We start from the raw sequence: 14,708 nt of genomic DNA, 5'->3' as shown, positions 1-14,708 counted from the left end.
GTACTTACACTGATTATTGCTGATCACAAAGGCGTAAGGCTGATTAAAAGCAGTAACAAATAGATGTGTATATGCTCATAGGTACTGACTGGATTCTATCTCAATAGCTGCACACTGTATATAAACACAGTGAATATATTTCCTGTCAAAAATAACTTAAACCAACTTCCCTTTGTAAGTCGTTAATAATATTAAACTAAATAAAGTGCTATAAAACTGATTCGTTATCATAAATAGATAAAACAGCGGTAGCTGTATATACATACAGCTACCATTTAAACCTATCTAACCTACTTTTTAATAAACGCACTATAACCAGCTAATGCCTTTGATACACTAAGTGGTGGATTATCTGAATGCTCAGCACCTTCGTTTATAGCGCTTTGCCACGCAAGGTTATTATTAGGGTTTGCTTTTAAAGCAGACTCTAAATTATTAAACGCTTTTAACATTAACGGATGCTCTGCTCCACCCACCGAAAGATATAAATAAGTAGGTGACTTCACTTTATTTGCTTGAGCCGTTAAAAACGCATCTACGTTATTAACTACAGTCATGTCGTCATACCAAGCTGCTGGGCTAAACGCAAAATAACCATTAAATAACTCAGGCTTTGTATGCAGTGTATAAAGTACGAAGCTACCACCTGCCGAAAAACCACTTAATACACGATTATTACTAAGCTTATAATTTGTTGATAAATATGGAAGTAACTCAGTTTCAATAAATGCTAAAAACTTATCAGCTTCACCGTTTGGCTCAGGTAGTGTTTCGTGCTCTAAACGCGCTTGTGTATTTACATCTTGGCGGACATAAGGAGGCACTAAATCGCGATTACGAGTATCTTTAAAAAATAAATTAGGGATAGACACCAATATAGCCTTATCCCCTTTTTCGCTCTTAGCTTGTTTTGTAAGTGCTTTATCCCATGTATCTAAATTAAAATTACCATCGGTTTTAATAATTAACGGGTACGCTTTTTTAGCATTGTAATCAGTCGGTAATCTTATAAAAACCTTACGTGATTCGTTAAGTACTTTAGAGTTAATAGTTACATCCGTATAAGCCGATACATAATGATTGTAATAATTTATCGCCAATATTCCCAAAACAAGTATAACTATCGCTAAAGCTAAATTTGTAAGATAGAGTTTTGTTATTTTTATAGCCATTTGGCATCCCCTTAAATATTTACTTTAAGAATTACTTAATCGAGCTTAACCCATTGTTTTATTTCAAGCGCAGTCATAATAAGCTCAACTGAAAACGCAGCTAAAATCATCCCCATCACACGCGTTAAAATAGACGCGCCGCCCGTTCCAATCAACTTAATTATTTTGCCCGAAAGCAGCAACAGTATTAATGTAATACCCAGTACTCCAATAGTAACAAGCGCTGTGCCTATTTGTGTAGTAATGGGGTGTATATGGTTATCGGTAAGGAGTATTACAGCCAAAATAGCGCCTGGAGTAGCTGTGGCTGGTATAGCTAGCGGAAACACAGCAATATCGTGTTCGGGGTCTTGTTTAGCTTTATTAGAGTCGTTTCCAAATATCATTTGCAGGCCAAACAAAAACAATATAATTCCGCCTCCTAACTGAAACGAAACCAGCCTAATCCCCATCGCATTAAGTATTAGCTGCCCTATTAAAATAGAACCCAATAGAACGCCACCCGCATATAGCACGGTTTTAAAGGCTGTTTTACGACGTTGTTGATCAGTTAAGTGAGTAGTAAGCGCAGCAAACAGCGCCATAGTGCCTATTGGGTCAATGGTAGCCCAAATAACAAGCGCATCTTGAGATAGTTTTTCTAGCATATAAAATCCTTGTTAAGCGTTAATGTTTAATTAAACACGGGTAACAAATTCATTTGCTTACGCTTAACTATAATAGAAAGCTGTTATTTTTTGTATTTTATTTACACTTGGAGTGTGTTGACCTTTCAGGATTGAAAAAAGATAAGCACTTATAATTGCCGTCTTTAGTTAAAGTGATTTATGCCAAATAGAATGCTCTTGCAAGCTAAACCCTAACTTAATAAGTAAATTATGAGAACGTGCATTATGTGCACTCACCTCAGCCGATAAATGTTTAAGCGGAATATGCTCAAGTAGCGTTTCAATAAAACCAGTGACTACTTCAAACATTACGCCTTTATTCCAAAAGTCGGGGTGCAGCTCAAAACCTATAAAGGCACTACTTTTACAAGGTGTTAATTTATAGAGCCCACAGGTGCCCATTAACTTCCCTGTTATATTATGTTCAATTGCAACTCTAACCACTTCGCCTTCGTAATAGGCGCTTATATCATCTTGAATTAATTGTTTGATTTGTGTTTTGCTAAGTGGTGTTTCGTAGTCGTTAAATTTACTAACCTGAGGTTGGTTTAAAATATCAAATAAACACGCAGCGTGTTTGTGGGTAATTAAACGCAGCGTAACGCGTTCAAGCTTTGTGGTATTAAACATTTTATTTAAGTGGTTAGTTAAATTAGCTCTTTATGGGCAGGCATTATTAACTTACCATACCCCATTAACAAGCATTATCTTTAAAGCAAAAAGAGTAAGAGAACGTAATGAGTGACGATTTTCAAGTAATACAACCCACTACCACAGTATATTGCCCAAAGCGCGGCGAAGGCTGGACCTTAACAGGCATTACTAATATTAACGAGTTTACCTCAGTAATGTTTGACGGCACACGCTACACACTTCCAGCACGCGAAATAGTAGAAGAACTTCTTCCTAACCAATTAGCGCGTGAGCAAAATAGCTAACCAAACACATACACAATAAAAAGGCTGCAATTTTGCAGCCTAATATCTAATTAACTAGTTAAAATGCTTCGTCTTCACTGTAAACATTAACGTTTAACTCGTCCTCATCTTCAAATACTACAAACGAAATAGGCTTACAGCATACTTGGCAGTCTTCTATGTATTGCTCATCAATATCTGCTGCATCAAGTAATACTTCTATACTTTCTCCACAATAAGGGCAGCTTATTGATTTTTCAGTTAACTGGTTCATTTATCACCTGCTAATTTATATCTCGAATGTTGTCACTTTAATGAACAAGCCAGCATAATTCAACACCCCATTAAATAACGCTTATTTGGCTAAACTAATTAAACAATACTGCTAACTAAAAAGTGATCTAAATACCAGGTTTACGTTTATAAAACATCATAAGCACATTAGTTTGCACCATATATAGTTAACCGGCTAAAACTATGCCACTACAATGAAATAGTATTAGCACTTGGCGGGTCTAACTTTATAAGTATTTAAACTCACACTTCAGGTGGATAATTTTATGAAAAAATCACTCGCACTCGCATTAACATCTGCCGCAATATTGTTTAGCACATTTACTCATGCAGCTAAAACCGAAAAAGCCGTTTTAGCTGGAGGTTGTTTTTGGTGTATGGAAAGTGACTTTGAAAAGCTAGAAGGCGTAACCGATGTAATATCGGGCTTTACTGGCGGCAAACTTAAAAACCCGACATACAATGGTAATCATAAAGGCCATTACGAGGCTGTAGAAATTACTTACGACCCAGCCATAGTAAGCTATCAAGGTATACTTGATCATTACTGGGTAAATATTGATCCCTTTGATGCCAGAGGCCAGTTTTGCGATAAAGGCCCGAGTTACTTAAGCGCTATTTTTGTAGAAAACGACGAACAACGTAAATTAGCCGAAAAAACAAAAGCAGCTGTGGTAGCCGAGTTTCCTAATCAAACTGTGGTTACACCTATACTAAACGCAAGCACCTTTTACCCTATAAAAGGGAGGGAAAGCTTTCACCAAGATTATTACAAAAACAACCCAATCCGATACAACACTTATCGTTGGCGTTGTGGTCGCGATAGCCGCCTAGAAGATATTTGGGGCGACAGAGCAACCCACTAGTATTTATTAAGCAACTTAAATTACACCAACAAAAGGCTGCGTATTGTGCAGCCTTTTGCTTATCTACAAAGCTAGCTTTCTCTGCTTCAAAAAGTATACAAACCTTCATTATCAATAAATAGTATATTCTGTTTCCTAAAGCAGGCTGTTTATCTACTAAATCAAATGCAATAAATTGCACTCCTAGATTGATATAAACCAAATTCAACAACTGGAGTTACACAAAATGTTTGCCAATCAATTACAGCTAGCGCGTGCTCTAGAGTTACCAACACGCCAAGCCATGCTTTACCGTGAACCAGCAGTACAACACTTTTGGAATAGTAACACCGACCTAATTACAAACGCGTGGAGCGAATGGGAAACAACATCAATAGATGGCTCAACGTTTACGCTTGACGATACACTACTTGATAAAAACCTACGCGAAGCAGTAAAGCAAGCATGGGAAGATCCATCAAAAGAGCTGGCCGTAAAAGCGTTATTACACAAAGTAGCGCCTGATGTATTTCAATTTCAATTTTTTGATCCAGAGCGCCTTGCCGTATTACGCGGGTATTTAGAACAAGTATGGAATTCGCAAATTCCTATGCGCCCACCATATGGCATAGTGTTAAATCGCCGTGGTGCAATGCTTGATAGACGATCAGAAGGTTATTTAGCAGCGCCAAGCTTTCAAGCGTTTTATAACGAAATACTAAACACTTACATGCGCCCTATTTCGCGTATGCTGTTCCCGGAGGTTACGGGGTTTGATACACAAACGTTTGGTTTTTCAATTTATTATGAGCCAAACACAGATTCGTCAATTCGCCCACATACCGATGCATCGGCCGTAACGCTTAATATTAACTTAAACTTACCAGGCGAAGAGTTTACAGGGTCAGAAGTTGACTTTTATCACCCGTACACAGGCGACATTAAATCACTTACGTTTAAGCCCGGCACTGCCATGTTACATCGTGGCAATATTGCACACGCAGCAAAGCCTATTACCAGTGGTGAGCGAACTAACTTTGTTTTGTGGTTGTATGGAGAACGCGGGCGATTGCCAGCACAAGGTGCCCCACGCATTCCTATTGATGCTAAACAGCGCTGGATTAACCCTAAAAAGACGAACGACGGCTATGCACCGTTTTAATCGAGTTTTTAACTAAGTTTTTAACTAAGCTTTTAACTAAACAAAAGGCTGCTTAATTTAAGCAGCCTTTTCGTTAGTATCGTTTTAGTTTACGTTTAAAATTTATACGTTGCAGATAGCCTTACACTTCTGGGTGTGCCAGGTTGAACCCAGGCATCAGCAAATGAGTTAGTGTAATAGGTTTCATCAAACAGGTTATCTACTTCTGCACGCAAGCCAATTGCCTTAGTTACATCAACATCTATAAAAGTACGCGCTGTTGTATAGCTTGGTAGCTCAAAATCGGTACCAAAAAAGCCGTTTCGAGAATCTACATAAACTAAACCTGCGCCAAACTTAATTGCTTTGCCATATAACTCGGCTGATTTAACAAGCTGTAAACTAAGTTGATGTTTAGGAATATTTAATAAAGAACTACCCGCTTCAACGGTATAGCCAAAGTTAGCATCAAAAAATGAGTTTTCAATAGTTGCATCAACATACGCATACGATAACCATAGGCTCACATCATGCGTTAGCTCACCGTTTATATCAATCTCTATGCCTTTGCTTTGTGCTTCGCCTATTGCAGCAAAAGTAAATGCAGTGGGATCGTCAACCACCAGCATGTTGTCTTGCTCTACTTTAAACATCGCGATAGTGCCAAATAAAGCGCAATCGTTTAAAGTAAATTTAACTCCCAACTCTGTTGAAGTAGATTGATTTGGTTCAAACCCATCGCCATTTGTATCAGTGCCAGATAAAGGCCTAAAGTTTTCGCCATAAGCGGCATAAACAGATACAAACTCGCTCGCCTCATACACAACACCTAGTTGGGGGCTAACACGTGACTCATTTTGTTTTGATTGAGTATTAGCTAAGCGGTTATTAAGTGTTTGTTCGTAGTCATCAAAACGTATACCAATACGTACATCAAGCTTATCGGTTAGGCTTATTTGGTCTTGAATAAATACACCTAACGACTCTTGCACTTCTAACTTATCGGTATTGGCCGTTGGCGTAGGTAACTCATATGCTCCATATACAGGATTAAAAACATTTATATACTGATCGCCACGTACACGAAGAACAAATTGATCATTTTCGAACTTATCAGAATCAACCCCAATTATTAAACGGTGATCCAACCCTGCAGCCTCTAAATTACCTGTCACCTCTGCTCTAAATACCTGATATTTTGCATTGTAATCACGGTAGCGCCTAAAGCGATTTACTTCGCCATCAATCACGCCATCAAAACCGGTTTCGGTAGCAAACCCTTCCAGCGAGGTATCACGGTAGTTAGCGCCCAGCAATACGCTCCAATTATCATTAAAGTCATGAATAAACTCTAATTGATGGCCAAGTACGTCAGCCTCTATTGGGCCATCACCTGGCTCACCTAAAAAGCGGCTCTGTGGTATTAAACCAAGTTCGCCATCTATGGCTAATACGCCTCTATCAAAAGGGACCTCTTGGTCGCTGTATTCAAGCTCATATATTAGCTGGCTATTATCATTAATATTCCATGTTATTGATGGGCTAAAGCCTTGTTTAGTTGTTTCTATCGTATCGCGAAAGCTTTTTGCGTCTTCATAAAAACCAACCAGTCTAATTGCTACTTCGTCGCTAAGGGGCGTGGTGTAATCTACATCAGCGCGGTAGGTGTCAAAGCTGCCAACGCTTAGCTTTAGCTCGCCGCTTGTATCAAACGTTGGGCGCTTAGTAACGAGATTTACTGTACCGCCAGGTTCACCACGGCCAAATAAAGCAGCACGTGGACCTTTTAACACCTCAACCGATTCAATACCCGACAAATCACGTGAGCCACCAAAACCACGCCCGGCATTAAACCCATTAACAAGGTAATTACTTGGCAAGTTTTCATCGCCTACAAAGCCGCGTAGCGCAAAGCTATTCCAAAGTCCGCCAAAGTCCGCCAAAGTTATTTTGACGCGCTACCGATGCCGATAAATCAAGCGCTTGATTTAAATTTATAGCACCTGCGTTTTCAAGCGCTTCTAAATCTATTTTTAATTCTGATTGCGGAGTTTCTAAAGGGCTAAAATTGCCTTGATAAGCTTGGCGCGAGCCAATCACTGCCAATCTTTCTATAGGGCTATTATTTACGCTGTCATCCTTTGGGGTTTGTTCAGCAGACATAGCGTGGCTGCTAAACAAACTGACTAAGCATGCGCTTAAATAGCTGAGCTTTAGCCCATTTTTATTGGTATTCATTATAAACCTTGTTAATTAGTTGACTCATAAATTTTCTTTTAGCTTAACGCCTGTAACGTCAGGCTCATTCGTTTCATTAAGCATTGTTTTTTTAAAGCTAGGCATACTCTTAAGCGCAGCTTTAGGTGGGTTGCCTTTTATAAACAGCCAAGGGTAGTAAAACTCCCTCAAACTTTTATGAAATCCTCGCATACGGTATTCATATCTAAATGCAGCTAAAGCATCAGTGCTCGCCAATCGGGTAAAACTGCGTTGTAGCAAAAGTGGTGGTGAAAACCACGATACAATCCCCGCTAGTTGATACTTTGTGTGCGCTGCATCACGATAAGCATGTGAAAGTTCACCTGCTTTTTCGTCTCCAACTTGCTGAAATGCGTAATACCATTTCCACTCAAACTCGCTTTGCATATCAACATGATCTTTCCACTGTGGATTTGATGCTACAAAAGCATCCATTGTGGTTTTCTTTGGTAAATCCCATGCATCGTTAACCGCCTCACGCTGAGTAAGCACAATGTCCCCGCCTTTTGGTGAGTGAACCGTTTTGTTTATAACTAAATCGCCTAAAATAGGAATAATAAAGGCAACTAACACCCAAAAACCGATTAATGTTGAAGCAACACGCGGCGCACTGTTGGCATTTTTGCCCCACCACACACTGAGCAAAGTCCAAAACGCAATGTAAATTACACATATAAAAGTAACAAACCCCACATCAGCAAGGGCCGAATGACTAAGCAATGTACCTACATAAAATGGCAACATTAAACACACTATTACTGCTATTAACCTTACAGCTATACGCGCCCCCCATAATGCAAAGTACGACTTAGCCGTAGTCACTAATAAGTCATGCCTACCGCTTGTTCGCTCATTAGCAAATAAATCATGAAATAGTAAAATAACTATCAGCGGTGCTAATGCACTAATTACAAATACAAAATCAATTTTACCTGCCTGCGCTAGCTCTGCGTTTTGTGAATCGCTCTCGTAAATTTGCCCCTCTAGGGCAAGTAAATTTAAGCGGTTTTTCCACGGATAAATATCACGCTCGCCTAAAGCAGCAAATGCTAAATTTGAAGGTGCTGAATACGTTAAATGAAAGCTGTAATAGGCAAGCGAACCAGCATCACTGTATTTATTTTGTACGTTAGCTAATTCAGTTAAATCAGCCGTTTTTAAACGCTCAATAGTATGTTGTTGCTGGCTTACTTCACTAAGGCCGCTGAAAACTGCAAACCCCGATATAGCAAATGTACATGCTAGTAGTATCACTAAATATTTTTGGCGAAGTAAAAAACGCCATTCACGAATTAGCTGTGAAAATACATAACTCATACCAAACGCTTCCCTACAAATTTAATACCGCCTAACAGCACTGCAATCCAAATAAATAACTGTAAAAATGCAGGGATACTTCGCTGCGCTCTCACTTGTGCGTTATCTACATTAAAAGTAAAGTTTTGCAGTACTTGCCAATTTTGTGCACTTACACGAGCTTGCTTAGTCGCTTCGGTACTGGCATTGCGGTTCATATCGTCTTGGTAGCTAAGCTTTTCTACATGAACTTTGTTAAGCCCTTGCACAAAATCAAAACGCAACTGTTCGGTTTCACGCAAAAAGCGGTGATGAGTTTCAATACTCGTTCCTACTACAATCATCGATAACGACCGAATAGCCACCATAGGTGAAACCCAGCCAAAATAACGAGATACCTTCGTTTGTTTAAGCTCAGCTTGCATACGTTGCTCGGCAAATTTGTTTAGTACGTTAGTCAATTTTGCTTCAGATTCGCTGGCTACTAATCCTCTAAAATTAATCGGTAGCTCATCTATACTTTTAACGTTGTACTTTTTAAGAAGTGATTGTTTAAATTGCATAAAGGCAGGGTCGTTTGCGTTATGGCCGTCGCCTAATTTTCTAAGTTGTGCTTTTACAGCAAAGTCTGTTTCTATTTTACCGGCAGATGGCACAGCCGTTGAGGCACTGGTACTTGCTACGCGTGGCATAACAATACACAGTAAAATCCACACAAAGGCAAGTGCGGTAAAGCTACCACTGTTTTTACTAAACACGCTCGATGCCAGTAAAATCAGTAATACCCACACAGTTAAATATAAAGCGTAGCCAACAACAAAACTTACAACTGCCAGTAAGCTTTCGCCCGCAGCAACCGTAAATAAAGCCGATACCGTAAGCGGAGTTAAAATTAAGCCCACAACAGAAAGTAGCGCCAATCCTTTACCTGCAATTAGCGTTACACCCGATGTACCTTGCGATAACAAATACGAAAGCGTTTGCAATTCGCGCTCTCGGCTAATACCGCTGTAGCCAATTAATATTAATAATAAAGGTGCGAGTGTTTGCACAATAAATGCAGGCGTTAAACTGCCTAATTTAGTTAATGCAGTCCCTTGGCGACTATCTGCAAACATTGCGCTGTTATGTCTGTGCCCTTCTAAAAATATAGAGTTGCCTGTATAAGCGTCAATACCAGGGTCTAACGTACTAAGTGGCGAAGGCGTTCTAAACGCATAATGCCCGTAATGCACCATTCTGTGTGGATGGCGGTCAGGTTGATCAACAAAGCTTTTATCGCTTGTTGTTTGTAACTCATGGCGAGTATGGCTTAGCTCCATCATGGTAATAGCCGTTACAATTACCGAAGCAAGCGTGAGCACCAAACCTATAGCAAGCACGGTCATTGCTATTTTTGAGCGTAGCCAATAACGCCACTCATCTTTGGCAACAATCACCACCTTTGAAAAGTTATTTATACTCATTAAGCACCTCTTTTAGCGTGATGCCCAAACGCAGCGTGTACTTGCTCGGTATCAATACGCCCACTTTGGGGCGCATCAAACTCACCCACCAGCTCACCGTTTTTAAGTAAACCAATTCGATTAGCGACTTGGCAGGCACCGTATACATCGTGGGTAACCATTAAAATAGTCGCACCAGTTAATGCAAGTTCACGTACAAGTTGATTAAATTCATCAATAGCAACAGGATCAAGGCCAGAGGTTGGCTCATCAAGTAAAAAAATGGGTGCTTCACGCAGTATCGCAAGTGCAATTGCTGTTTTTTGCCTCATGCCTTTTGAATAAGTTTGCATGTGGCGATCCCATGCATCGTGTTGCAGTGCAACACGATTAAAAGCCACGTTAATTTGCTCATCTGATTTTTTAATATCAGCAAGTGATAAAAAATATTCAACATTTTCACGAGCAGTTAAATGCGGATATAACGTAGCCGACTCTGGCAAATACGCTGTTTTACCTCGAACGAAATCAAGCGCTTTACTCACCTCTTTACCCGCTACTTTTACAGAGCCTTGCGTTGGTTTATTAAAACCAAGTAACGTTTTTAACGTGGTTGATTTACCCGCACCATTACCACCGAGTAGCGCATAAACCTCACCTGAGGCCACACTAAAGCTTAAGTTTTTTAAAATAGCGTTATTTTTAATACTAAAATTTAAAGAACTCACTTCAATCATCGCATCACTTAGGACGGCGTCTGCATTGCTAAGTTGTTTATCAAAAGTTTTAGGGGCAATTGTTGGTGTTTTATTAATCGCGGTAGGTGTTGTCACACTCAAACTCTATTTAGGGAAGTTATATGAAAGTTAATGTTATACTATATCAAATAATAATTGCAACAATATAACATCATCACAGTTAACAAATAAGATAATTATGGTTACTTAGCTAATAGGTTATTACTTTGGAAGTAAAAATTAAAGCAACTTAAAATAGCGCCTTTTATGTGAAATTTAGGATGATGTTATGTTTTTAATTTACGATTTAACGTAAATTAAAAACCAAGCATAAAGGTTTAATTTTTTTAGCTTTTTCATGCTAACGCCTTTGGTGAAATCTTATGTTGGGTAAGTTGGTAATTTTAAAAAATGTGCTATCATTTTATTATCCATATCATAAAAATAAGCGCTAACATGTTGTTCCGAGGTACAATTGCCATTGCAATATTGGTATTTTCTGCTGCTAATAAAAGCTATGCAAATGAAATAGACGTACAATTTAGTGGTTTTGCATCCTTAACACTCAGTTACACTGACGATTCAGATATCGGCTTTGCATCAAATTATTTAAACGAAAACGATACCGGTTTTTCAGCAACGCGTGATTCAATTTTAGGTGGGCAAGCTAATATCACATTGTCAAAAAATTGGGACTCTGTGGTTCAAGTAGTAGTACAAGATCATAGCTTCAAAAGTCTTGATAACTTTTTAGAACTCGCTTTTATTCGTTATCGCCCCTCGCGCCATTGGGCTATTCGTGCTGGCAGGCTAAACAGCGACCTTTACTTACTCTCTGAATATCCTTATGTAGGATACGCCTATTTGTGGATCCGCCCTCCTCATGAATACTACTCTTTTGCAAACATTGCAGGAAATTACGACGGTGTAGATATTGAATACAGTAAAGCTATTGATGAAGGTTTTTTACGTTTAAAGCTCGCTTATGGTAATTCCACTGCAAAGTTACAAGCATATAATAAAGATTTCTTTATCGATTTTGATAATTTAACAACTCTTAGTGCAACCTATTCTCTAGATAAATGGACTATGCGCTTTTCGCTTTCAAAATCTGATTTTGGTGACAATAAATTAGATTCGCTGGATGAGTTTTTATCCTTTCTTGACGCTGTACCACAAAGTATATGGCCACAAGCACAAACGATATCTAACAAATTTAATACCAAAGGCCACAGTATAGAATACGCGGCGTTTGGACTAACCTACGATCATAATAATTGGCTTATTCAATCTGAAGTAGGTATTTCGGAATCCGATTGGATAATAGCTCCATCAGTACTCAATACTTATATTAGCGCTGGTTATAGGGTAAACAATGCAATATTTTACACGAGCTTTTCTGCAGCAAAAAATCGTCACGATGTTATACAAGTAAACGAACCTGTTTTTTCACCAGGCGTACCCGATCAAATTTCAGAACCAATACAACAGCTAGCACTTGCAACACAAGCTGCTATTAAGGTGCCTTATGTTCATCAGCATTCAATTAACATAGGTGTAAAATGGCAACTATCGGAGCGATTAGCGCTAAAAGCTCAACTAGACCGCTTTGATATAAAGCCCGAAGGTGCGGGTTTATGGAGTCTTAGTAATCCTGCCGATGTAGACAAAGGCCACAAAGTACATATGCTAAGCTTGAACGCTAGTATGGTGTTTTAACAATGATGAGCTATCGTAACTCACTCCTTTATGTGTTGCTGCCGCTTTGCCTGCTTCTTGTTAGTGTTAATGCCAAACCTACAGAGTTTGTAGTGGTGGTAAATAAAAACAATACAATTAATGCTTTATCCAAACGCGAAGTTATTGATATTTATATGGGTCGCTATTTAACGTTTCCTGATGGTGAAACCTCTAAGCCACTTGATTTACCGGCGCAATCAACATTAAAAAATGATTTTTACCTGCAACTGGTCAACAAAAATGAGCAAAAAATTAATGCTTATTGGGCAAGGTTATTATTTTCAGGACGCGCAAAGCCCCCTTCACCATCAACATCCGTTGAAGATGCGTTAAACAAAATCGCTGCGTCACAATTTGCAATTGGTTATATTCCTCAATCGCAAGTTACAGACGCAGTAAAAGTGGTATACACATTTGATAAAAATTAGCCAAGCACTCTACGTACGCGTTGCTCTATCAATCGCTATTGTCGCCATTGTAGTTACATTAGTATCGTCAACACTTTCTTATTACTCGGGTCTTAAAGAAAAGAAAAACACCAATTACCTACTCGTGCAGCAGTTAGCTCAAACAATGGGAAAAACAGCCGCCATAGCAGCCTACCTAAACGACCGTGAATTAAGCCAAGAAATTATTAATGGCTTGCTAAGTAATGATCTAGTGCAAGGCGCAAGCTTAGAAGGAGAAGTAAACCCAAAAGGAGAAATGGATTTATTTATTGCAAGTGGCTCTACTAACAAGAAAAAAGAAGCTGTTTTAATTAAATTAGTTCACCCCTTTATAGAAGACACTTTTATAGGTGTACTGGCCATATACCCCGACGATAACTTTATTGAACAACAAGCACAGTCATCACTTAGAAAAGAATTTATTTTAATGCTGATTCAATCAATCGTCATCGCTTTTTTTGTGTCACTAGTAGTACGCAAATGGCTCACTCAGCCTATTCAAAACCTAACAGACAGCTTTGCGACAATTGATCCGACCAACCCCGAAACCATGACAATGCTAGAGTTTAAGCAAGGTAAGCGAGACGAAATAAGCAGGCTAACGCAAGGTATAAATGCCTTAATGCATGAGTTAAAGCTAGCCATTAGTAATGAGCAATCCCTTCGTAAAAAAACTCAAGAACTAGAAGCTAAATTTAGACTTATTTTTGAACAAGCCAGCGCCGGTATTTGTTTATTAGATGACAAAAATATTATCACCACCTTTAATCCCGCGTTTAAACATTACTTTACCGTACCCGGCGAAGAAGAATTATCATCCTTGCACTTTCCTGCTCTATTAAATAACGTTGATGAATTACAAAGCCTGCTTGCAGATATTCGTTGTGATAAAAACCCACCACAAGCAACCCTAGATATAGAGTGCAAAGTGGGCTATAAAACCATTTGGTTGCACTGCTTATTTGTAAGACTAACAGAGCAACGTGAAACAAAGCGAAGCGCTCATCAAGAACATTTCGTTGAAGTAATTTTACATGATGTAACTGAGCGCGCCGAACGCGAATTTCAAACTCGCTTTGAAGCCGATCACGACCCACTTACCGACCTACTTAATCGTCGAGCCGGCGAAAAACGCCTTAAAAAAGCACTGCGCGAGTGCATTAAACACAATCAGCACCTAGTACTAATGATGATTGATTTAGATAAGTTTAAACCCATTAACGACACCTACGGCCACGAAGCCGGTGATAAAGTACTTATTGAAATAGCACATCGATTTAAAAAGCACTTTAACCAAGAAACCGACATATGTATCCGCCTAGGCGGTGACGAGTTTATAGTTGCAAGGCAGGTTAATACCTACAACAAAGCAGCATCGCGTGAGCAATCAATCGCTTTGCTAAACGAGTTACAACAAGACATTTATATTTCACAAAATAAAACATGCGCAGTGGGTGCAAGTATTGGTATTGCAGTCGGCCCTAATGATGGTGAAGAGCTACTCGAATTAATGATCAATGGTGACAAAATGCTCTACCACGTAAAAGAAACAGGCCGAGGGCAAATTGCATTTTATGACGAGTTTAAAAAGTAAGATGGTTAATTGAGCTCTTTCAACGCAGTTAGCACTAAAAATGGCTACTAGAGAGTGATTTATAAGCAGAGCCAAGGTTATTTAAGCCCAATTTTTAAAGAACATTGAACAATAAACTTTTCAATTGTTAGAATGCCCCCCTATTTTCCTA

General features: G+C 39.0%; 13 protein-coding genes and 1 pseudogene. 6 read left to right on the top strand and 8 right to left on the bottom strand.

What is annotated here, in order from left to right; all coding sequences use genetic code 11:
• Positions 1-290 precede the first annotated feature (290 nt).
• The 3 genes from I6F66_RS10175 to I6F66_RS10165 form a co-directional block, all read right to left on the bottom strand.
• The gene (locus I6F66_RS10175; protein ID WP_197209223.1) at positions 291-1,172 is read right to left on the bottom strand and encodes an alpha/beta hydrolase; all 882 of its coding nucleotides are present in this window, start codon (positions 1,170-1,172) and stop codon (positions 291-293) included.
• Positions 1,173-1,207: 35 nt separating this feature from the next.
• Positions 1,208-1,819 carry a MarC family protein gene (locus I6F66_RS10170; RefSeq protein WP_197209222.1) on the bottom strand — a complete coding sequence of 204 codons (612 nt, stop codon included), beginning with the start codon at positions 1,817-1,819 and terminating at the stop codon, positions 1,208-1,210.
• A gap of 168 nt (positions 1,820-1,987) precedes the next feature.
• A complete protein-coding gene (locus I6F66_RS10165) occupies positions 1,988-2,470 on the bottom strand; it encodes a GNAT family N-acetyltransferase (RefSeq protein ID WP_197209221.1) in 483 nt (160 codons plus the stop codon).
• Positions 2,471-2,577: 107 nt separating this feature from the next.
• On the opposite strand from I6F66_RS10165, the gene I6F66_RS10160 reads away from it, so the two are divergent.
• Positions 2,578-2,778, top strand: coding sequence for a hypothetical protein (locus I6F66_RS10160; RefSeq protein WP_007586727.1), 201 nt, complete (start codon positions 2,578-2,580; stop codon positions 2,776-2,778).
• 58 nt (positions 2,779-2,836) lie between these two features.
• Here I6F66_RS10160 and I6F66_RS10155 read toward each other — a convergent pair whose 3' ends face one another.
• A complete protein-coding gene (locus tag I6F66_RS10155) occupies positions 2,837-3,031 on the bottom strand; it encodes a CPXCG motif-containing cysteine-rich protein (protein WP_024593951.1) in 195 nt (64 codons plus the stop codon).
• 286 nt (positions 3,032-3,317) lie between these two features.
• On the opposite strand from I6F66_RS10155, the gene msrA reads away from it, so the two are divergent.
• Together msrA and I6F66_RS10145 are read left to right on the top strand one after the other, a co-directional pair.
• Positions 3,318-3,917: a peptide-methionine (S)-S-oxide reductase MsrA gene (msrA, locus tag I6F66_RS10150; protein ID WP_007586731.1), complete on the top strand. Its 600-nt coding sequence runs from the start codon at positions 3,318-3,320 to the stop codon at positions 3,915-3,917.
• Positions 3,918-4,143: 226 nt separating this feature from the next.
• Entirely contained in the window at positions 4,144-5,058 is a 915-nt protein-coding gene (locus I6F66_RS10145; RefSeq protein ID WP_197175173.1) for a 2OG-Fe(II) oxygenase family protein, read from the top strand.
• 95 nt (positions 5,059-5,153) lie between these two features.
• Here I6F66_RS10145 and I6F66_RS10140 read toward each other — a convergent pair.
• The 4 genes and pseudogenes from I6F66_RS10140 to I6F66_RS10125 form a co-directional block, all read right to left on the bottom strand.
• Positions 5,154-7,275, bottom strand: a pseudogene (locus tag I6F66_RS10140) (TonB-dependent siderophore receptor).
• Between the two features lie 24 nt (positions 7,276-7,299).
• A complete protein-coding gene (locus I6F66_RS10135; protein ID WP_197209220.1) occupies positions 7,300-8,613 on the bottom strand; it encodes a DUF3526 domain-containing protein in 1,314 nt (437 codons plus the stop codon).
• A complete protein-coding gene (locus I6F66_RS10130; RefSeq protein WP_197209219.1) occupies positions 8,610-10,058 on the bottom strand; it encodes a DUF3526 domain-containing protein in 1,449 nt (482 codons plus the stop codon). The genes I6F66_RS10135 and I6F66_RS10130 overlap by 4 nt, the downstream gene beginning before the upstream one ends.
• Positions 10,058-10,870 carry an ABC transporter ATP-binding protein gene (locus I6F66_RS10125; RefSeq protein ID WP_197209218.1) on the bottom strand — a complete coding sequence of 271 codons (813 nt, stop codon included), beginning with the start codon at positions 10,868-10,870 and terminating at the stop codon, positions 10,058-10,060. The genes I6F66_RS10130 and I6F66_RS10125 overlap by 1 nt, the downstream gene beginning before the upstream one ends.
• A 360-nt stretch (positions 10,871-11,230) precedes the next feature.
• On the opposite strand from I6F66_RS10125, the gene I6F66_RS10120 reads away from it, so the two are divergent.
• Genes I6F66_RS10120 through I6F66_RS10110 form a run of 3 tightly spaced genes read left to right on the top strand, consistent with a single transcriptional unit; the run spans position 11,231 to position 14,557 of the window.
• Positions 11,231-12,493 carry a hypothetical protein gene (locus I6F66_RS10120; protein ID WP_197209217.1) on the top strand — a complete coding sequence of 421 codons (1,263 nt, stop codon included), beginning with the start codon at positions 11,231-11,233 and terminating at the stop codon, positions 12,491-12,493.
• Between the two features lie 2 nt (positions 12,494-12,495).
• Positions 12,496-12,942 carry a hypothetical protein gene (locus tag I6F66_RS10115; protein WP_197209216.1) on the top strand — a complete coding sequence of 149 codons (447 nt, stop codon included), beginning with the start codon at positions 12,496-12,498 and terminating at the stop codon, positions 12,940-12,942.
• Positions 12,929-14,557, top strand: coding sequence for a diguanylate cyclase (locus I6F66_RS10110; protein WP_197209215.1), 1,629 nt, complete (start codon positions 12,929-12,931; stop codon positions 14,555-14,557). Before I6F66_RS10115 ends, I6F66_RS10110 begins: the two co-directional genes overlap by 14 nt.
• Positions 14,558-14,708 lie beyond the last annotated feature (151 nt).

Origin of the sequence: Pseudoalteromonas sp. NZS100_1, assembly GCF_015864285.1 — a bacterium.
GTDB classification, from domain to species: Bacteria; Pseudomonadota; Gammaproteobacteria; order Enterobacterales; family Alteromonadaceae; genus Pseudoalteromonas; species Pseudoalteromonas arctica.
Note: the sequence above shows the minus strand (reverse complement) of the source record. Positions and strands in the feature narration are given on the sequence as shown.